Source organism: Marinibacterium profundimaris, from assembly GCF_002210095.1.
Taxonomy (GTDB): domain Bacteria; phylum Pseudomonadota; class Alphaproteobacteria; order Rhodobacterales; family Rhodobacteraceae; genus Marinibacterium; species Marinibacterium profundimaris.
Genome location: NZ_AQQR01000013.1, coordinates 39,904 through 56,940 on the forward strand (window position 1 = coordinate 39,904; position 17,037 = coordinate 56,940).

The 17,037-nt window shown below is 63.1% G+C and carries 17 protein-coding genes, 1 tRNA gene and 3 pseudogenes; 17 read left to right on the plus strand and 4 right to left on the minus strand.

Annotation, left to right across the window (positions count from 1 at the left end; genetic code table 11):
• Window positions 1-12 precede the first annotated feature (12 nt).
• The 9 genes from ATO3_RS21175 (at window position 13) to dctP (ending at window position 9,487) form a co-directional block, all read left to right on the plus strand.
• Window positions 13-1,170: an ABC transporter substrate-binding protein gene (locus ATO3_RS21175; protein WP_088651909.1), complete on the plus strand. Its 1,158-nt coding sequence runs from the start codon at window positions 13-15 to the stop codon at window positions 1,168-1,170.
• A gap of 70 nt (window positions 1,171-1,240) precedes the next feature.
• Window positions 1,241-2,227, plus strand: a complete 987-nt coding sequence (locus ATO3_RS21180; protein WP_088651961.1) for an ABC transporter ATP-binding protein — start codon at window positions 1,241-1,243, stop codon at window positions 2,225-2,227.
• On the plus strand, window positions 2,224-3,153 hold the full coding sequence (locus tag ATO3_RS21185; RefSeq protein ID WP_088651910.1) for an ABC transporter permease: 930 nt from the start codon (window positions 2,224-2,226) through the stop codon (window positions 3,151-3,153). Before ATO3_RS21180 ends, ATO3_RS21185 begins: the two co-directional genes overlap by 4 nt.
• Window positions 3,143-3,949 (plus strand): ABC transporter permease, encoded by an 807-nt coding sequence (locus ATO3_RS21190; protein WP_088651911.1) that lies wholly within the window; start codon window positions 3,143-3,145, stop codon window positions 3,947-3,949. The genes ATO3_RS21185 and ATO3_RS21190 overlap by 11 nt, the downstream gene beginning before the upstream one ends.
• Before the next feature lie 12 nt (window positions 3,950-3,961).
• Window positions 3,962-5,386 carry a gamma-aminobutyraldehyde dehydrogenase gene (locus ATO3_RS21195; RefSeq protein WP_088651912.1) on the plus strand — a complete coding sequence of 475 codons (1,425 nt, stop codon included), beginning with the start codon at window positions 3,962-3,964 and terminating at the stop codon, window positions 5,384-5,386.
• Window positions 5,387-5,549: 163 nt separating this feature from the next.
• On the plus strand, window positions 5,550-6,227 hold the full coding sequence (locus ATO3_RS28580) for a hypothetical protein (protein WP_143747320.1): 678 nt from the start codon (window positions 5,550-5,552) through the stop codon (window positions 6,225-6,227).
• A gap of 139 nt (window positions 6,228-6,366) precedes the next feature.
• Entirely contained in the window at window positions 6,367-7,128 is a 762-nt protein-coding gene (locus ATO3_RS21200; protein WP_088651913.1) for a TRAP transporter small permease subunit, read from the plus strand.
• Window positions 7,125-8,414 carry a TRAP transporter large permease gene (locus tag ATO3_RS21205; protein ID WP_088651914.1) on the plus strand — a complete coding sequence of 430 codons (1,290 nt, stop codon included), beginning with the start codon at window positions 7,125-7,127 and terminating at the stop codon, window positions 8,412-8,414. The genes ATO3_RS21200 and ATO3_RS21205 overlap by 4 nt, the downstream gene beginning before the upstream one ends.
• Before the next feature lie 32 nt (window positions 8,415-8,446).
• Complete coding sequence (dctP, locus tag ATO3_RS21210) at window positions 8,447-9,487, plus strand: TRAP transporter substrate-binding protein DctP (RefSeq protein WP_158218032.1); 1,041 nt, start codon at window positions 8,447-8,449, stop codon at window positions 9,485-9,487.
• A gap of 42 nt (window positions 9,488-9,529) precedes the next feature.
• Here dctP and ATO3_RS28585 read toward each other — a convergent pair whose 3' ends face one another.
• Window positions 9,530-9,862, minus strand: a complete 333-nt coding sequence (locus ATO3_RS28585; RefSeq protein ID WP_143747321.1) for a class II aldolase/adducin head domain-containing protein — start codon at window positions 9,860-9,862, stop codon at window positions 9,530-9,532.
• A gap of 74 nt (window positions 9,863-9,936) precedes the next feature.
• Entirely contained in the window at window positions 9,937-10,641 is a 705-nt protein-coding gene (locus tag ATO3_RS21220) for a TauD/TfdA family dioxygenase (protein WP_233152245.1), read from the minus strand.
• Window positions 10,642-10,683: 42 nt separating this feature from the next.
• Here ATO3_RS21220 and ATO3_RS21225 point away from each other — a divergent pair, with 42 nt between their 5' ends.
• The 5 genes and pseudogenes from ATO3_RS21225 to ATO3_RS29285 all read left to right on the plus strand — a co-directional run bounded on the left by ATO3_RS21225 (window position 10,684) and on the right by ATO3_RS29285 (window position 12,741).
• The gene (locus ATO3_RS21225; RefSeq protein WP_233152246.1) at window positions 10,684-10,881 is read left to right on the plus strand and encodes a hypothetical protein; all 198 of its coding nucleotides are present in this window, start codon (window positions 10,684-10,686) and stop codon (window positions 10,879-10,881) included.
• 50 nt (window positions 10,882-10,931) lie between these two features.
• Window positions 10,932-11,191: pseudogene (locus tag ATO3_RS21230) on the plus strand (transposase); the annotation flags it as partial.
• A 93-nt stretch (window positions 11,192-11,284) separates the two neighbouring features.
• Window positions 11,285-11,800 (plus strand): annotated as a pseudogene (locus ATO3_RS29280) (recombinase family protein); the annotation flags it as partial.
• Between the two features lie 113 nt (window positions 11,801-11,913).
• Window positions 11,914-12,030, plus strand: a pseudogene (locus ATO3_RS29470) (hypothetical protein); the annotation flags it as partial.
• 36 nt (window positions 12,031-12,066) lie between these two features.
• Window positions 12,067-12,741: a zinc ribbon domain-containing protein gene (locus tag ATO3_RS29285; RefSeq protein ID WP_233152249.1), complete on the plus strand. Its 675-nt coding sequence runs from the start codon at window positions 12,067-12,069 to the stop codon at window positions 12,739-12,741.
• Here ATO3_RS29285 and ATO3_RS21240 read toward each other — a convergent pair.
• Window positions 12,720-12,796, minus strand: a tRNA-Met gene (locus ATO3_RS21240). The genes ATO3_RS29285 and ATO3_RS21240 overlap by 22 nt on opposite strands.
• A 192-nt stretch (window positions 12,797-12,988) precedes the next feature.
• Between ATO3_RS21240 and ATO3_RS21245 the strand changes: the two genes are divergently transcribed.
• Window positions 12,989-14,155: a WD40/YVTN/BNR-like repeat-containing protein gene (locus ATO3_RS21245; protein WP_088651916.1), complete on the plus strand. Its 1,167-nt coding sequence runs from the start codon at window positions 12,989-12,991 to the stop codon at window positions 14,153-14,155.
• Between the two features lie 4 nt (window positions 14,156-14,159).
• On the opposite strand, the gene ATO3_RS21250 is transcribed toward ATO3_RS21245, so the two are convergent.
• A complete protein-coding gene (locus ATO3_RS21250) occupies window positions 14,160-14,969 on the minus strand; it encodes a glycosyl transferase (RefSeq protein ID WP_088651917.1) in 810 nt (269 codons plus the stop codon).
• A gap of 402 nt (window positions 14,970-15,371) precedes the next feature.
• On the opposite strand from ATO3_RS21250, the gene ATO3_RS21255 reads away from it, so the two are divergent.
• Both ATO3_RS21255 and ATO3_RS21260 read left to right on the plus strand, forming a co-directional pair.
• The gene (locus tag ATO3_RS21255; protein ID WP_088651918.1) at window positions 15,372-15,830 is read left to right on the plus strand and encodes a hypothetical protein; all 459 of its coding nucleotides are present in this window, start codon (window positions 15,372-15,374) and stop codon (window positions 15,828-15,830) included.
• A 276-nt stretch (window positions 15,831-16,106) separates the two neighbouring features.
• A complete protein-coding gene (locus ATO3_RS21260; RefSeq protein ID WP_088651919.1) occupies window positions 16,107-16,586 on the plus strand; it encodes a hypothetical protein in 480 nt (159 codons plus the stop codon).
• Window positions 16,587-17,037 lie beyond the last annotated feature (451 nt).

Here is a 17,037-nt window from a genome sequence, read left to right on the forward strand (position 1 = left end):
AGGGAGACCGCAATGAAGAATACTTTCATCACTGCCGTGGTGAGTGCGATCACGGCCGCCTCGGTCGCGACATCGGCCCTGGCCCAGATGACCGAGATCGGCGAAGGCGAAGGCCAGCTGTCAATCGTTGCCTGGGCGGGCTACGTCGAGCGCGGCGAAACCGACAAGGCCTTCGACTGGGTCACCGGGTTCGAGGAAGCGACGGGCTGCATGGTTTCGGTCAAGACGGCCAACACCTCGGACGAGATGGTCGCCCTGATGAACGAAGGCGGCTTCGATCTTGTCACCGCGTCGGGCGACGCGTCGCTGCGGATGATCGCGGGCAAGCGCGTGCAGCCGATCAATATCGACCTTGTGCCGTCCTGGAGCTCCGTGGATGACCGCCTGAAGGACGCGCCCTGGCACACAGTCGACGGCGTGCATTACGGCGTGCCCTACATGTGGGGCCCGAACGTTCTGATGTACAACACCGAAGCCTTCGCCGAGGCGCCGACCTCGTGGAACGTGGTGTTCGAGGAAACGACCCTGTCCGATGGCGAGTCCAACGCCGGCCGGGTGCAGGCCTATGACGGCCCGATCCACATCGCCGACGCGGCCAACTATCTGATGTTCCACCAACCCGAGCTGGGCATCGAAGACCCCTACGAGCTGAACGCGGATCAATATGCCGCCGCGCTCGACCTGTTGCGGGGGCAGCGTGAGCTGGTCAGTCGCTACTGGCATGACGCTTTCATCCAGATCGACGATTTCAAGAACGAAGGCATGGTCGCCTCGGGCTCGTGGCCGTTCCAGGTGAACCTGCTGCAGGCCGACAACGTGCCGGTCGCCTCGGTCATTCCGCAAGAAGGTGCGACGGGCTGGGCCGATACCACCATGCTTCACGTCGATTCCGAGAACCCGAACTGCGCCTACATGTGGTTCGAACATCAGCTCAGCTCGAACCTGCAATCCGACCTGTCGGTCTGGTTCGGCGCGGTTCCGTCGGTTCCCGCCGCCTGCACCGACGGACGCGGAATGCAGACGCAGGAAGGCTGCGATGCCAATGGCCTTGCCCAGTTCGACAAGATCAAGTTCTGGAAGACCCCCGTCGCCAATTGCGAAAGTCAGGACGAATGCGTGCCCTACTATCGCTGGGTGTCCGACTATATCGGCGTGATCGGCGGCCGCTGATCCTTCCCTGACCCCAACCCGTGCCGTGCCCCTCTCGGGCGCGCGGCACGGGCAAAGACGGATGTTTTCCATGTCAGCCGTGACTTTCGACAAGGTCTCGCGCCATTTCGGTGCCGTGCGCGCCGTGGACGGCGTGGACCTCGACATCGCCGAGGGCGAGTTCTTTGCCATGCTGGGACCGTCGGGTTCGGGCAAGACCACCTGCCTGCGCCTGATCGCGGGGTTCGAGCGCCCGACGGCGGGCGACATCCGCATCTTCGGGGAACCGGTCGCCGATCTGCCGCCCTACAAGCGGCAGGTGAACACCGTCTTTCAGGATTACGCACTGTTTCCGCATCTGAACGTGATCGATAACGTGGCCTACGGGCTGATGATCGCGGGGCAGGGTCGCAAGCCGCGCCACAAGGCGGCGGACGAGGCGCTGGAAATGGTGCGCCTTGGCGGCTACGGCGCCCGCCGCCCGTCCGAGCTTTCGGGGGGCCAGAGGCAGCGCGTGGCGCTTGCCCGCGCGCTGGTGAACAAGCCGCGCGTGCTGCTGCTGGACGAACCGCTGGGCGCGCTGGATCTGAAGCTGCGAGAACAGATGCAGGAGGAACTGAAGACCCTGCAACGCCAGCTTGGCATCACGTTCGTCTTCGTGACCCATGATCAAGGCGAGGCGCTGTCGATGGCCGACCGCGTGGCAGTCTTCAACGAGGGCCGCATCATCCAGGTGGGCGCGCCGGAAGACATCTATTTCCGTCCCGAAGTGCCCTTCGTGGCCGATTTCGTGGGCTCGTCGAACGTCCTGCCCGCCGCGCTGGTGGCCCGGCTGACGGGAGAGAACTGCCCGGCGGCGATCCGGCCCGAACGTCTGCAGCTGGCCGAAGACGGCCCCGTCATGGCGCGGGTGACGGGGCTCAGCTTTCTCGGCCTGACGACGCGCGTCAGTTTCGAGGCGGAAGGGACGCGGCTGACCGCTCTGTTGCCACAGGACGCGCCGCGCCCGGCGCAGGGCGACCTTGTCGCGCTGACCTGGGCCGAGGGCGATCTTCACCTGATGCGGGCCGGATTATGATCGCCGCCCGCAGCGAAAGCATCGGCACGCGGCTGTCGGACATGCTGTGGCGGCGTCCCGCGGTGCTGCTGGTCCTGCTGCTGCTGCCGCCGGTGCTGTGGCTGGGTATCATCTACCTCGGGTCGCTCTTTGCGCTGCTGCTGCAAAGCTTCTTTTCGATCGACCACTTCACCGGGCTGATCAACTACCGGTTCACGCTGTCCACCTATGCCGAACTGTTCACGCCCGCGAATTTCGACATCATCCTGCGGACGGTCACGATGGCGGCCTGCTGCACGCTGGCCTCTGCCGTTATCGCCTTTCCCATCGCGTATTACGCCGCGCGCTATGCCCGGGGGAAATGGCGGGCGGTCTTCTACCTCGGGATCATGATGCCGCTCTGGTCCAGTTACCTTGTAAAGATCTACGCGTGGAAGCTGATCCTTGCCAAGGAAGGCATCCTGACATGGGCGCTGGAAGGGCTGCGCTTGAACTGGCTGCTGGAGGCTTATCTGTCGCTGCCGGTGGTCGGGGGCAACTCGCTGTCGGTCAGCACCACGGGCACGTTCATCGTATTCGTCTATGTCTGGATGCCCTTCATGATCCTGCCGATCCAGGCGGCGCTTGAACGGGTGCCGGGGTCGATGCTGGAAGCGTCGGGCGATCTGGGCGCACGGCCGGCGCAGACCTTCCGCCACGTGCTGTTCCCGCTGGCGCTGCCGGGGATCGTGGCGGGCTCGATCTTCACCTTCTCGCTGACACTGGGCGACTACATCATTCCCCAGATCATCGGCACCTCGCGGCTGTTCATCGGGCAGGCCGTCTACCAGCACCAGGGCATCGCCGGGAACATCCCGCTGGCCGCGGCCTTCGCCGTGGTGCCCATCGTGATCATGGGTCTCTACCTGTGGGGCGCCAAGCGCATGGGGGCGTTCGATGCACTCTGACCGCGCGCCGCTGACGCTGAAACTGGCCGCCGCCGGGGGCTTGCTGTTCCTGCACCTGCCGATCCTGCTGATTTTCGTCTACGCCTTCACGACGGAGGAAAAGAGCTTTGCCTGGCCGCCCCCCGGCCTGACGCTGAAATGGTTCGCGGTCACATGGCACCGCCCGGACGTGTGGGAGGCGCTGGCGCTTTCGGTTCGGGTGGCGGCAATCTCGACCGTGCTGGCGCTGATCCTTGGCACGCTGTGTGCCGCCGCCGTCAGCCGCACGCGGTTTTTCGGGCGGGAGACGATCTCGCTTCTCGTGATCCTGCCGATCGCGCTGCCGGGCGTGGTGACGGGGATCGCGCTGCGGTCGGCCTTTTCCCTCGCCGATGTGCCCTTCAGCACGTGGACCATCGTTCTGGGTCACGCGACCTTCTGCGTCGTCATCGTCTACAATAACGCCGTGGCCCGGTTCCGCCGGACATCCGGCAGCCTGATCGAGGCGTCGATGGATCTGGGCGCCAACATGTTCCAGACCCTGCGTCACGTGATCATGCCCAACATGGCGACCGCGCTGGTGGTGGGCGGCATGCTGGCCTTCGCGCTCAGCTTTGACGAGGTGATCGTGACCACCTTCACCGCCGGTCAGCAGCAGACCCTGCCGATCTGGATGCTCGAAGAACTTGTCCGGCCGCGCGAACGGCCCGTGACCAATGTCGTCGCCATGGTCGTGGCGCTTGTCACCATGCTGCCCATCCTGGGCGCCTATTACCTCACCCGCGGGACCGATCAGGTCGCCGGACAAGGTAAGTAACGGAGGATTTCCATGCAGACCAAGATGCTGATCGGCGGGGCCCTTGAGGCGGGGACCGAGGCCGAGGAACAGGTCCTGAACCCGCGCACCGGCGAGGTCATCGTCAAGATGCCCGAGGCCGATCTGACCCAGGTCGGCCGTGCCGTGGCCGCGGCCCGCGCGGCCTTCCCCGGCTGGGCGCGCACCACGCCCGCCGACCGGTCGGCCAGGCTTCTGGCGATCGCCGATGCGGTCGAGGCCCGGACCGAGGACTTCGCCAGGCTCGAGGCGCTGAACTGCGGCAAGCCCATCAACGAGGTCCGCACGGCCGAGATCCCCGCCGTGGCCGATTGCTTCCGCTTCTTCGCGGGTGCCGTGCGCAACATGCACGGTCCGGTGGCGGGCGAATACATGGAGGGCCATACCTCGATGATCCGGCGGGATCCGATCGGCGTCGTGGCCTCGATCGCGCCGTGGAACTATCCGCTGATGATGATGGCGTGGAAACTGGCCCCGGCGCTGGCCGGCGGCAATACGGTGGTCCTGAAACCGTCCGAACAGACGCCGCTGACGGCGCTTCTGATGGCCGAGGTGATGGCCGGCATCCTGCCCGAAGGCGTCGTGAACGTGATCGTGGGGCAGGGGGCCAGCGTCGGCAACGCGCTGATCAACCATCCCGATGTCGACATGGTGTCGATCACCGGCGACGTGGCGACCGGCAAGAAGGTGCTTCAGGCGGCCTCGAAATCGGTGAAGCGCACGCATCTGGAACTGGGCGGCAAGGCCCCGGTCATCGTGATGGATGATGCCGATCTGGCCCGCACCGTCGAAGGTCTGCGCGCCTTTGGATATTACAACGCCGGACAGGACTGCACCGCTGCCTGCCGGATCTATGCCGGGCCCAAGGTCTACGACAATCTGGTGGCCGATCTGACCAGCGCCGTGTCCACCATCGTCTATGACAATGCCGACGATACGCTGAACGAAATCCCGCCGCTGATCTCGCAACGCCAGCGGGACCGGGTGGCGAGCTTCGTCCAGCGCGCGTCGGAGCTGAAACATGTCGAGGTCACCACCGGCGGCGATCTGGCCGATGGCTCAGGGTTCTACTATCGCCCGACGGTCGTAGCCGGCGCCCTGCAGGAGGACGAGATCGTCCAGCGCGAAGTCTTTGGCCCGGTGGTGTCGATCACCCGGTTCGACGATGCCGACACCGCCGTGAAATGGGCCAACGACAGCCAGTACGGGCTGGCCTCATCCGTGTGGACGTCGGATATCGGCCGGGCGCTCGATATCTCGGCCCGGTTGCAATATGGCTGCACCTGGGTGAACACGCATTTCATGCTGGTCAACGAGATGCCCCATGGCGGGATGAAGCAATCCGGATACGGCAAGGACATGTCGATGTACGCCCTTGAGGATTACACCGTCGCCCGCCATGTCATGATCGCGCACTGAACAAGCCATGGGACCATGGCGCGCGCCGTGGTCCCGTGACCCCGTCGGGCGCCGATCGCCCGATGCATTCCCCTACCGGGAGGCTGACCGGCCGCACACTGGTTCCGGCTTGTCCTTGGAACCCTGATACTGACCGAAGCCGGTGTCGCGACCATCGCCATCGATGTCGCAGCGAGATCCGGCTCGAAGAAACCATCAGGCCGCTCGTCAAGCAATTAAGGAACATGACGAGGAGTTCGATTTCGCCAACGGCGTCGTCATCGATGTCGCCAGCGTCTGTTTCAACTCCGACGGAAACATCGACGCCCCGCTCGAATTCGATGTCGCCGGCGCGACCTTCCTGGCCGATCCCAGCCTCGTTCTCGATGTCGGTCCGACGATCAGCGTCGGCCGCTGCGGGTTCAAGGCTCGCGCCGCCGGGCTGGTGCTGGCGGACCCGGTGTCGGCCTGCTCTACAGCTACAGGAAGGAAGTCGACCTGGCCGAATTCGATATCGGCAACGATGCGGTCGTGGACCTGGATTTCGCCTCCCAGTCGATGGATTTCCGGATCGACATCTCCTGACGGTGCCGACCCGGTCGGCGTGGCGCTTTCCGCCGGTGTGGATAGGGCCAGGGCGGTGTGCGATCCAAACGCAGCGCCTGGCCTCACGCCGTTTGATCCCCGGCGAAGACGCAGGTCCCGTCGCCTGGTTATTCACCGGGAATTCGTTGAAACCGGCAGCGAGAGTTGGCGTCTCAAGACCCTCAGCGGTCTCAGGACTTGCGAATATCTCTGCAAGGTCCGGGTTCAGGGCGGGACAGGTCAATCCTCGTCCAGATCCACCAGATGTTGCGTCTGATATGCGTTGCAACCGCATGCAAAAGATTTGAGCGGTTCTTCGGTCTGAGGTCAGGCGCGTCGATTATTCGCCAGAATATTGCAGTAAGTTTCCAAGAAATGGCACGTCTTCGTTGACAGAAAAGATCTCAAAGTCATGAATGCGTAATCAGACAGAGAGCTTTCGAGTCTTCGCGCCGGTCGGCCAGCCAGGGCGGTTCGTCGGCGGTCAATTCAATCTGGGCGCTCCGGAAAGGCAGGTCGAAACCGATGCACAGCAAAAGGTACCCCCTCTGCAGCTTGTCGCCATTGGCGCGGGGCGTGGCATGACGGAACAATCGACGTGGAGCGATCGCCTCGAGGGGCTGGCACGATGGTGTGCCCGCGCGGGTGGGGCGCTGATCGCCGTCACCGCGCTGATCATTGCCGGCGATGTCGTCAGCCGGAACATCTTTGGCACCGTCGCCTTCAACGCCTTCGAACTGAGCACCTACCTGTTCGCCGCAGCCGTGGCCCTGGGTTTGGCGAGCACGGCACTGAACGGGGCGCATATCCGGATCGACATCGTCCTGCAAAAGCTTCCGCCGGCGCCAAAGCGGCTCCTGAATTGTCTGGCCTATGTCTCGCTGGCGGTCCTGGCCGTGTGCATGGTGTGGTTCGCCGTTGAGCTGGTGTTGGAAAGTCATGCGCGCGGCGTGAGGTCCAACTCGGCCATGGCGGTCAAGCTCTACGTCCCCCAGGCGTTCTGGGCGTTGGGGCTATGCGTCTTCGCGCTGGCTGCGATCTGGTTCGCGGTGCGTTACGCCGTTGCCCTGCTGCGCGGCGATCATCGTCTGGCAGACGGGCTGTCAGCTGCCGGCAATGCCGGGGCAGATCCCGACGAGACGGTTGAGATATCGGGCGCGCGGGGTGAGGTGACATGATCTACCTGCCTCTCGGACTGCTTTTCTTGCTGCTGGCCGCGGGCCTGCCGGTGGCGGTTGTTCTGGCCATCCTGTCCCTGGTTCTGGACCAATCGTTTTCGTTCTTTCCGGTGTTGCCGGCGGTGCCGGAGCTGCTGTGGGGCGGGATGACGAATTTCTCGCTGGTGGCGGTGCCCTTGTTCATCCTGACCGGAGAATTGCTGCTGAGTTCTGGGATCGCGGCGGCGATGTTCGCGGCCATTGACCGGTGGGTGCGCGTGGTCCCGGGCGGGCTTTTGCACACGATCATCGCCACCAGCGCGCTGTTCTCGGCCACGTCCGGATCCAGTGTCGCTTCGGCGGCAACGATCGGCACCGTCGCGATCCCGCAGATGAAAGCCGGAGGCTATTCGCCGCCGCTGTTTCTTGGTTCGATCGCGGCGGGCGGTACGTTGGGAATCCTCATTCCACCCTCGATCAATCTGATCATCTACGGCGTGCTGGCCGAGGTGTCGATCAGTCGGCTTTACCTCGCCGGGCTGATCCCGGGTGTTCTTCTGGCTTTGCTGTTCTCGGTGATGATCTTCATTGCCTGCTCCTTGCGAAGCTCGCTGGGTGGACGCCGGGAAAACCGCGCCACCTGGGCGGAAAAGGTGCAGTCGCTGCCCGCGCTGGTGCCGCCGGTGCTGTTGTTCACGCTGATGGTGGGGGCGATCTATGCGGGTATCGCGACCCCGACCGAGGCCGCGGCGCTTGGCTTCATCGGAGCGCTGGCGCTGTCCGCCTGGCGGAAAAAGCTGACGGTTCGGGTGCTGATGCTTGCCTTCGAGCGCACGATGAAAACGACCTGCATGGTCATGCTGATCGTCACCGCGGCCCTGGTCCTGAACTTTGTCATGGTCAGCGCCGGATTGTCGGTGGCGGTGCAGGATGCGATTTCGGCCATCAATGCCGATCCGATCTACGTGATGCTTGGGATCGTGGTGATCTACCTCGTGCTGGGCTGCTTCATGGAGACGCTTTCGCTGATGATCGCCACCACTCCGATCGTGGTGCCGGCGATCGTTGCGCTTGGCTATGACCCGATCTGGTTTGGCGTGGTCTTCATGCTGCTGATTGAAACGGCGCTTATCACGCCGCCGATCGGGATGAACCTTTTCATCGTCCAGTCGGTGCGTGGCGGGGGCAGTTTCCGGGACGTGACGCTGGGGGCGGTGCCCTTCGTGTTGATCATCCTGCTGATGATCGCGCTGCTGCTGGCCTGGCCCGGCCTCGCCACCTGGCTGCCCGAGGCCGTTTCACGATGATCCTCACGATCCAACCAACAGGAGAGAGAACCATGAAGACCTCTATCGGCGCGGCGATTTGCGCCTGTCTGGGAATGACGTCGCTGGCGATGGCCCAGGACCTGCCCGAAACCACAATCAAAGTCATCGGCAACCTCAGTTCCAGCACGCAGAGCAAGAAGGTCGAAACGCCTTTCTGGACCGGCGGCATACAGGACGCATCCGGCGGACAGGTCACGGCGGAGTTCCGGTCCTGGGACCAGCTGGGCCTGAAAGGGCCGGAGGTTTTCGGCCTGCTGTCCAAGGGCGGCGCGCATGTCGCCACCGCCCAGCTGGGGCATCATTCGGGCAGTGACCCGATCAACGACGGCAACGATCTGGCCGGAATGTCGGCCAGCTTCGACGACTTCGCTGCCGCGAGCGAAGCCTTTTTTCCGGTTCTGTCCGACTACTACGCCGACAAGCTGGGCCTGCACCTGATCTCGCTGCAATCCTACCAGAGTCAGGTGGTATATTGTCGTGAGGCGTTCTCCGGGCTGGCGGACCTGAAGGGGCGCCGGGTCCGGACATCGGGCGCATCGCAGGCGGATTTCATCAATTATATTGGTGGCGTCGCGATCAACGTGCCGTTCGGCGACGTGCAGCAATCCCTGGAGCAAGGTGTGATCGACTGCGCCATCACCAGCACCGTGGGGGGCTATACCTCGCGGTGGTACGAGGGGGCGGATTACATCTATGCCCTGCCGATCAACTTCGGCGCCGGCGCAACCGCCGCGAACCTGGAATGGTGGAACGCGCAGCCCGATTCGGTCCGGACCTTCCTGACCGACGAACTAGAGGCCCTGTCCGACGCGATGTGGGTCCAGAACCGGGAAGAGGACGCGATGGGTATTGCATGCAACACGTCCGGTCCGTGCGACCTGGGCGAGCCTGCGGGCATGACGCTGGTGGACTTCACAGAGGCGGACGTCGCGTTGCGCAACGAGGCCTTTGTGGCGGCGGTTTTGCCCGGCTGGATCGAACGCTGCGGCGAGGTCTGTGAAGGCGCTTATGACGACGCACTGGCCAGCGTCACGGGGCTGGCACGTCAATAAACCCGCTGCCGGACGGAACCACGTCAGGCAAATCGGCAAGCGTCAGCGCGGTTCTGCCCGCTCTGTCGACCAGACTGCGCCGTGACGATAGCGTTTGATGTCGGGCCTCACGCATGGATGCCCCCGCTGGATACACCGGCGGGGGCAGGCGTGCGAGGGGTCAGAGCGGGGCAGCTGCGACTTGAGGTAGTCGAAATGCCGGACGGCCATGCCGCGATAGGCGATCCAGCCGTCGGCCGTGTTCTGGGCCACCGCATCCGACAGCACCGCCAGCGGCTCGCCCGTCGCGCGGGCCAGGGTCAGCGTCTGCGCCGCCTTCTCGATGAAGTAGAGATCCTCGGCGCGTCGCGCGATACCGGGGCTCATCCCGTTCATTTGAAGCGACCCTCGCTGACCAGCGCGCGGCAGGTCGAGCGCATCTCGGCCCGGTCGGTATAGCTGCCACCCAGTTAGCGCTCGCCGCTTTCGGCGGTGGAGGCGGCGCGGCCATTCATGATGCGATGGTTGTCGAAGACCATGCATTCGCCGGCCTTCATAAGGAAGGTCATCATGTATTGCTCTTCCTGCAGCATGCTTCCGAAGCGGCAGAAGGCCGGGTACCAGCTATCCGGAAGCTCCTGGTCCAGATCGGAAACATCCAGCATGCGCTGGCTGATCGTCAGGCCGGACACCTCGCCGTGCTGGTCCAGCTCGATAATGGTCTGGCGCGAGCGCTTGTCGTAGGTGTCGTGCTCGCTGAAGAACGGCACCGGCACCTCGGAGAGCACCTTGAAACCTTCGGGATCGCGCTTGCGGAAATCATTGGCCACCGCCGCGCCATCGGCATAAAGGCCGTTGCCCCTTTCGACGGTATTGGTCCGGCAATGCAGGAACTGCACGCCCGGCGCATGTTCCTCGGCCGGCGTATCGGTGTGCGGCTCCAGCGCCGACGCGGTGTAGGCGGTGTTGGTCGGGTTGATATGCGTCTTCACGTCAAAATACTCGCCGAAGAAGGTCGGACGGATACGGCCGATCATCTCGGCGGTTTCCGTCAATCCCTCGTCGACGTCGGGCATGTCGGTCAGGATCACGAAGCCCTCGACCAGCATCGCCTCGATCCACTTGGCGCGCAGCGCGAGATCGGCCAGAAGCGCGGGCTGGCTGAAGCGCGGCACGTCCGGGTAGTGATTCAGGCGGTGCTGGATGGGCGCGTTGTCATGCTGGGCTGGCGGTCGATCGCCAGCGGCGGGGTGCGCGAGGGCGCCTTGCGGATGTGGCCGGACGGAGAGGTCGACCTGGGCAGCTCGTACTACGTGACAGGTGCCCGGCGGCAGTCGGGCGCGACGCAGGCCTTCCTGGCCTGTATCACATCGCTGGAAAGCCTTGCTCTGTCCCCTGAAAACCGGACCGTTTGAAGCTGGAGTTTTCGGCTAATCTTTCCTGGCTGGGAGAGGAGCGGAAACGCATGAAAGCATCGAAGTTCACGGAAGCGCAGAAGGCGTTGATCCAGAAGCAGGGGGAACAGGGCACGCCCGTCGCGGAGATCTGCCGCAAGGCGGGGATCAGCAAGGCGACCGACTTCAACTGGAAAAGAAGTATGGAGGTCTGCTGCCGGACGAGATGCGGCGGCTGAAGGCGCTCGAGGAGGAGAACACACGGCTGAAGAAGATCGTGGCCGATCTGACCCTCGATCGGGAGATGTTGCAGGACGTGATCCGCCGAAAGCTCTGAAGCCCCCTCTCGCGCAAGCCCATCCGCGTCGCCATCTATGCGCGATATTCCAGCGACCTGCAGAACCCGACCTCGATCGAGAACCAGGTGCGGCTCTGTCGTCAGCACGCGGCACGACAGGATGGCTGGACCGTCGTGCAGGTGTTCGAAGACGTGGCGATCAGCGGCGCGACTCGAGGCCGTCCTGGCTTCGAAGTTCTGCAGGCCTTCATCGCGGAGGGCGGCTGCGACGTCGTGCTTTTCGAACACCTCGACCGGCTGGCGCGCGACCTCGAGCTGTTGATGCTCTTCTACAAGAAAGCCAACTACGCCGATGTCGAGATGCACCAGCTTCACCGCGGCAAGCTCGGGATTTTCGATATCGGCATCCTCGGCACCTTCGCCCAGCTGTTCCTGGAAGAACTCTCGCACAAGACCCGTCGCGGCCTCGTCGGCCGCGTCGAGGCCGGCAAGAACACCGGCGGGCGGGCTTATGGCTATCGTGCCGAGGCCCTACCGCCCCGGAACGGAAAGTCGGACGGCAGTATCATGCAGATCGACCTGGAGGAGGCGGCGATCGTGCGCCGCATCTTCGAGGAATACGCTGCCGGCAAGTCGCCGCGACAGATCGCAGCCGAGCTCAATGCGGCCGCGGTCCCTGCACCGCGCGGACGGGGCGATGCAGCGGTCACTGGAAGGCCGACACAATCTACGGTCACCGCGCACGCGGCACCGGGATCCTCAATAACGAACTCTACATCGGGCGGCACGTCTGGAACCGCCAACGCTATTCCAAGCATCCCGAGACAGGTCGCCGGGTCTCCAAGCCGAACCCGCCGGAAGAATGGCTCACCACCGAGAAGCCCGACCTGCGTATCATCGACGAGGCGTTGTGGGACAAGGTCAAGGCGCGGCAGGACCTGATCGACAGCTCCCGCACCCGGGCCGAAGCTGATGGCAAGACCGGCGCCGGAGCGGCACAGAGCGCGCGGCGGCGCAAGTATCTGCTCTCGGGGCTGCTGACCTGCGGCCAGTGCGGCGGCAATCTCAACGTCGCCGGCAAGGGCGACCGGCGGCGCTACTACTGCGCCAATGCCAAGGAGAAGGGCGAGGCCGTCTGCACCGGTATGCCCGGTCTCTCGGAGGCTGACGCCGCCGAGACGATCCTCGGCGGCCTGCGCGAGGGGCGGATGCAAGAGAAAGAATACGAGAAGTTCCGTTCGAGCTACGTTGCCAAGATGCGCGCCGAGGAGCAGGAAAACGGGCGAGTTCTCCAGCGGCACGATGCGCTGATCCGGGAGGTTGAGAAAGAACACGCGAACCTCGTGCGTGCCGTGAAGGAAGGCGGGTTCTCAAACGTGCTGATCGAACAGCTGGAAATGGCAGGCGGGCTTCACACGCTGGTCGAAACGGTTGTCGTCTCGTGGGACGAGGAAGCGGACCTCCACACAATGGAGATCCGCGGCAAGCTGCTGGAACTATTGAGCTTTGAGAACAGCAAAAAAGGCCGCGACCCTTTCGGGTGCGGCCTGTTCACTAAAGCTGGTTGCGGGAGCAGGATTTGAACCTGCGACCTTCAGGTTATGAGCCTGACGAGCTACCGGGCTGCTCCATCCCGCGCCAATGGAGCCCTGATATGGATGAGCCACGGGAAGCACAAGGGCTCTTCGTGAGGAAACTGTAATCCAGAGCACGGCGTCTTTGCCGGATTCCGCCGCTCCCGGACCAACCGCACGTCCCCCGCGACAGGATCGCGGACTCATGTCATCGTAGGATTCAAACAGTGAGGTTTGCGTTCAGGAGGTCCCGGTCATGGAACCCGCCGTCACCCTGCTTCTGGGCACGTCGAAAGGCGCCTTCATCCTGTACAGCGACGCCGCGCGTGACACATGGAAGATGCGCGGGCCGCTCTGCGATCTCTGGCCGATCAACCATATGGTGGGCGACACGCAGGGCCGCATCTGGGCTGCAGGTGGCAGCAAGTGGCACGGCGCCGGCGTCTGGCGCTCGGCCGACGGAGGCGAGAGCTGGCGGCTGGCCAAGCTCTCCGATGGCGATGCCGATGCCTTTGCGAGGGACAATCCGGAGCTGGCCGCGACGTTGGGGATGACCCCCACGGCGCCCGGACCGTTTACCGGCGAAATCGATTCGATATGGTCGCTCTGCGCCGTGCATGGCCGCGTTCTGGCCGGAAGCCGGCCGGCAAATCTCTATAGCAGCAGCGATGGCGGCGAGAGCTGGGCGCCTGTGTCGGCGCTGAACGACCATCCCTCGCGCGAGAGCTGGATGCCAGGCGGCGCGGGGCTGACCCTGCACACGATTGTCGCCCATCCCCGGGACGCCGAAAAGTTCTGGGTCGGGATCTCGACCGCCGGGGTTCTGGCGACGGAGGATGGCGGCCTTAACTGGGATCGGCGCACCCGCCGCGACAATGCGTGCCGTCGCGCGCCTTCGGACCACCCGGCGGCCGGCACCGACACCGAGGTCGGGATGTGCGTGCACAACATGGTCCGCGCGCCGGGGCTGGACCGTGACCTGCTTTATCAACAAAACCACCATGGCGTGCTGCGCAGTGGCGATGGCGGGCGCAGCTGGGTCGACCTGACCGAGGGGCTGCCTTCGACCTTCGGGTTCCCGGTGACGGTGCATCCGCATGATCCGGCGACGCTGTGGGTGATCCCAATGAACGGCGATTCCATCGGACGGTTTCCGCCAGATGCCTGCGCCCGGGTCTGGCGATCGCGCAATGGCGGCGGCGACTGGATGCCCCTGAGCGACGGGCTGCCGGCCGAGCACTGCTACTTCACCGTGCTGCGTCAGGCCATGGCCACCGATACGCACGAGGCGCCCGGCATATATTTCGGCACCAATTCCGGCTCGATCTTTGCCTCGACCGATGACGGGGACAGCTGGCGCGAGATTGCGCGTCACCTGCCCTCGGTGTTCTCGGTCGACGTGCTGCCACCGCCGACGGGCTAAGCCCTTACTTGTTCCAGTAGTCGGCGACCCAGGGGGCGGGCATGGCATAATCCTGCAGCCGCGTCAGCTTGGCCCCGTTCGCACGCCAGTAGGCAAGGAATTCCTTCGGTGTCATCCTGGGCATCTCCTCGCGCCGCCGACCCTCGATCGCTTCGGGGGGGTTGGGTCCGCCGGCAAAGATCACCACCCGCGTGCCCTTCAGCAGGCGAGGCGGGCGGAAGAAGTTCATCGGCATGCGCGGGACGCATTCGATCCGAAAATGCCGGACCCATTTCCGCGGCCAGAACCGCGGCTTTCGCGGCGCGTTTGCGGTGACGAAATGCTGCTCGAACCGGTACTTGTCGGCAACGCCCTGGGGATCGGCGGCAAAGATCTCCTGCAGGGGGGCAAGCTGCCCGACCGGCGCGCGGTAGATCGAGGATTGCCCGTACCGGTTCAGCGGCCGCGCCACGTTCCAGGCCATGATCAGTTCATCCGGATCCCCGTATGTGAAGAAGGGGTCAAGCGAATCGGTAATGATCAGATCCAGGTCGAGGAACAGGAAGTTGCCTGTCAGGTCCTCGAGCTTCGGCGCCCAAAGCCGCGCCTTCTGCCACTGCCCGGGCGTGTTGGTCGGGATCGTGCCTGGCATTTCGGGCAGCGGAAAGGCCTCGACCTCGGGCAGAACGCCCTCTTCGGTATCGGTGAAACAGATGAACCGGAATGGCGGCGTGATGTTGGCCGCGACCATGCGGTACATGCGGTTGATATAGGGAGCACCGTACTTGGTGCCCCAGTTGATACAGACCACCTGCTTGACCGGGTCGATGTTCATGGGCGCCTTTCCGAGCTGAGTGATGGGGCGTTATAGACCCTCGTCGATCCGGCGCCAATCCCGGACTGTCCGATCATACTGTTCACAGGAATACAGAAACGCCGGCGCATCCGTTCACAAACCCGTGATCTTCGAATTAGGCCTGTTCCTGTCGCCGTATCAATGCGTTACCCACAAATTCGCTGGCCTTTGGCCCTTATTGCTTCGATTGCGATTTTTTCACCCATTCTGAACAGGAATGGTTTCTTCTATTTTTATCTCCGACCAGGTCATTTTTCGACTTTACGGGGTGTGATTTTTGGAGTGACGCGCGCGCCGGCGATGGCATCGACGCAGCCGTAAGGCCATGCAACTTCGAAACTTATTTTTTCAGGAGGGCTTATGTCCATTATCAGAGACGCTTTGAGCGATCTTCTTACCTTTGACATTTCCGTCGGTCCGGGCCCGATCGCCCAACGGCTCGATATCGATTGGGAATTTTCGATCTCCAACGAGCTGACGTTTAATGAACCCGGAGAAAACGGCTTTGCCGACGGCGGTTTCAGCAACGAATCGAATGTGACGTTCCAGTCCAGCTCGATTGCCCGGGACATCCTGGTCTCCGACTCCATGGCCTTCGCATTCGAAAAGCGTGGCGGCCTGTTCAAGGGCGAGGACGGCGCATCATTCTTCGTGGCAAATGAAAATGTCGACCATTACGACAGCTGGCGCGGCACCACCATCGACGCCGAGAGCACTCGTTTTGCGGGCTTTGACGGTGAAGACCGCGACGCGTTCTTCGACCGCGCGATTGTCCTTGAAACCGAGGTTCTGGATCGGGATTTCCAGCCTGGCTTCAGCTTCGATTTCGAGTTGATTTGAGCCGATTCGCGCCCTGCGGTGCGCGGTCAAAACGAAAATTTCTCCTGTCAGCCCTCTTTTGGCTGACGGGTTTTCGCATTCGCAGAATTAATTTCTGCATGTGCATAATCCATGCAACTTGGCGGTAATTTCAGCTATTTGTTGAAAGCCGAGTAATTGTTTGTTAACCTTAATCAGTCGGAGCTGGGGCTCTTGCATGTGCCAGCACGCCAATAAGGCGTTGCCGCTGCCGAACGGCAGCACCTCTTCGACGCTAACATTGCTACGGAGGGGCCAATGCCCATCATCAGAGACTTCCTGAGCGACTTGCTCACGTTTGATATTTCGGTGGGTCCCGGACCCATTGCCGCGAACAGGGGCATCAATTGGGAGTTCAGCATTTCTAACGAGCTGAACTTCTACCAGCCTGGCCAAAATGGGTATGCTGACGGCGGTTTCAGCAATTCCTTCGACATCGGCGTCACCTCGACATCGATTGCCCGTGACATTGCCGTGGGTGATTCCTTCGATTTCTTCTTCGAGAAGCGTGGCGGATTGATCAAGGGCCAAGACGGCATCAAGATCGGGGTTCAGAACGAAGCAACGGCAGACTACGACAGCTGGCGTGACACGTCGCTCGAAGCTGGAACCGGGGTCCAGTTCGGCGTGGATGGCGAGAATCGCGATTTCGATTTCGGTTTCTTTGCCGCTATCGATACCGAAGTGTTTGGAAACAACTTCGTGCCGGGCCTCGAGCTGGACTTCTACACCTTCTGATCGGTTTCCGGTCAGCTCAAGATATGCGGGTTTGCTGCCCTTTGCCGGGGCGGCAGACCCGTTTTCGACAGGACAATTTATTTTTCTGCCCTGACGACATGTCCCAAAGGCTGGCGGTTATTCTTCTGCCGCCGCGCCTCATGGGAGCTCAGATCCGCCGCTTCTCTCTGGCATGACATCGTTTCCGGTCGGGGCGACGCCGCCCGGTTTCTTCGGCCAGGCATTCGGTCTTCTGCCTGCGGTTGATCAGAACGAAATGGCTGCCCACTCCGCATTTCAGAAATGATCTCGCCGCGAGGCCAAAGGGGGCCGCTCAGGAACTGTGCCATCACCCACGGCGCCGCCGACGGCGTGTCTGGCATGCCCGCAGCTTTTTCTTGCCGGCCACGGGTGGAAACTGATATCATTCCCTAAGCGACAAAGGCGTCGCTGCATCCCGAAGATTGGGAAC

Bases quoted from the DNA above. Each gene is read 5' to 3' on its own strand.
- ATO3_RS21245 (WP_088651916.1), top strand. From the start codon at position 12,989: ATGGAACCCGCCGTCACCCTGCTTCTGGGCACGTCGAAAGGCGCCTTC.
- dctP (WP_158218032.1), top strand. From the start codon at position 8,447: ATGAAGACCTCTATCGGCGCGGCGATTTGCGCCTGTCTGGGAATGACG.
- ATO3_RS21180 (WP_088651961.1), top strand. From the start codon at position 1,241: ATGTCAGCCGTGACTTTCGACAAGGTCTCGCGCCATTTCGGTGCCGTG.
- ATO3_RS21250 (WP_088651917.1), bottom strand. From the start codon at position 14,969: ATGAACATCGACCCGGTCAAGCAGGTGGTCTGTATCAACTGGGGCACC.
- ATO3_RS21185 (WP_088651910.1), top strand. From the start codon at position 2,224: ATGATCGCCGCCCGCAGCGAAAGCATCGGCACGCGGCTGTCGGACATG.
- ATO3_RS21225 (WP_233152246.1), top strand. From the start codon at position 10,684: ATGCTGGGCTGGCGGTCGATCGCCAGCGGCGGGGTGCGCGAGGGCGCC.
- ATO3_RS21260 (WP_088651919.1), top strand. From the start codon at position 16,107: ATGCCCATCATCAGAGACTTCCTGAGCGACTTGCTCACGTTTGATATT.
- ATO3_RS28580 (WP_143747320.1), top strand. From the start codon at position 5,550: ATGTCGCAGCGAGATCCGGCTCGAAGAAACCATCAGGCCGCTCGTCAA.
- ATO3_RS21200 (WP_088651913.1), top strand. From the start codon at position 6,367: ATGCGTAATCAGACAGAGAGCTTTCGAGTCTTCGCGCCGGTCGGCCAG.
- ATO3_RS21195 (WP_088651912.1), top strand. From the start codon at position 3,962: ATGCAGACCAAGATGCTGATCGGCGGGGCCCTTGAGGCGGGGACCGAG.
- ATO3_RS21205 (WP_088651914.1), top strand. From the start codon at position 7,125: ATGATCTACCTGCCTCTCGGACTGCTTTTCTTGCTGCTGGCCGCGGGC.
- ATO3_RS28585 (WP_143747321.1), bottom strand. From the start codon at position 9,862: ATGAACGGGATGAGCCCCGGTATCGCGCGACGCGCCGAGGATCTCTAC.
- ATO3_RS21190 (WP_088651911.1), top strand. From the start codon at position 3,143: ATGCACTCTGACCGCGCGCCGCTGACGCTGAAACTGGCCGCCGCCGGG.
- ATO3_RS21175 (WP_088651909.1), top strand. From the start codon at position 13: ATGAAGAATACTTTCATCACTGCCGTGGTGAGTGCGATCACGGCCGCC.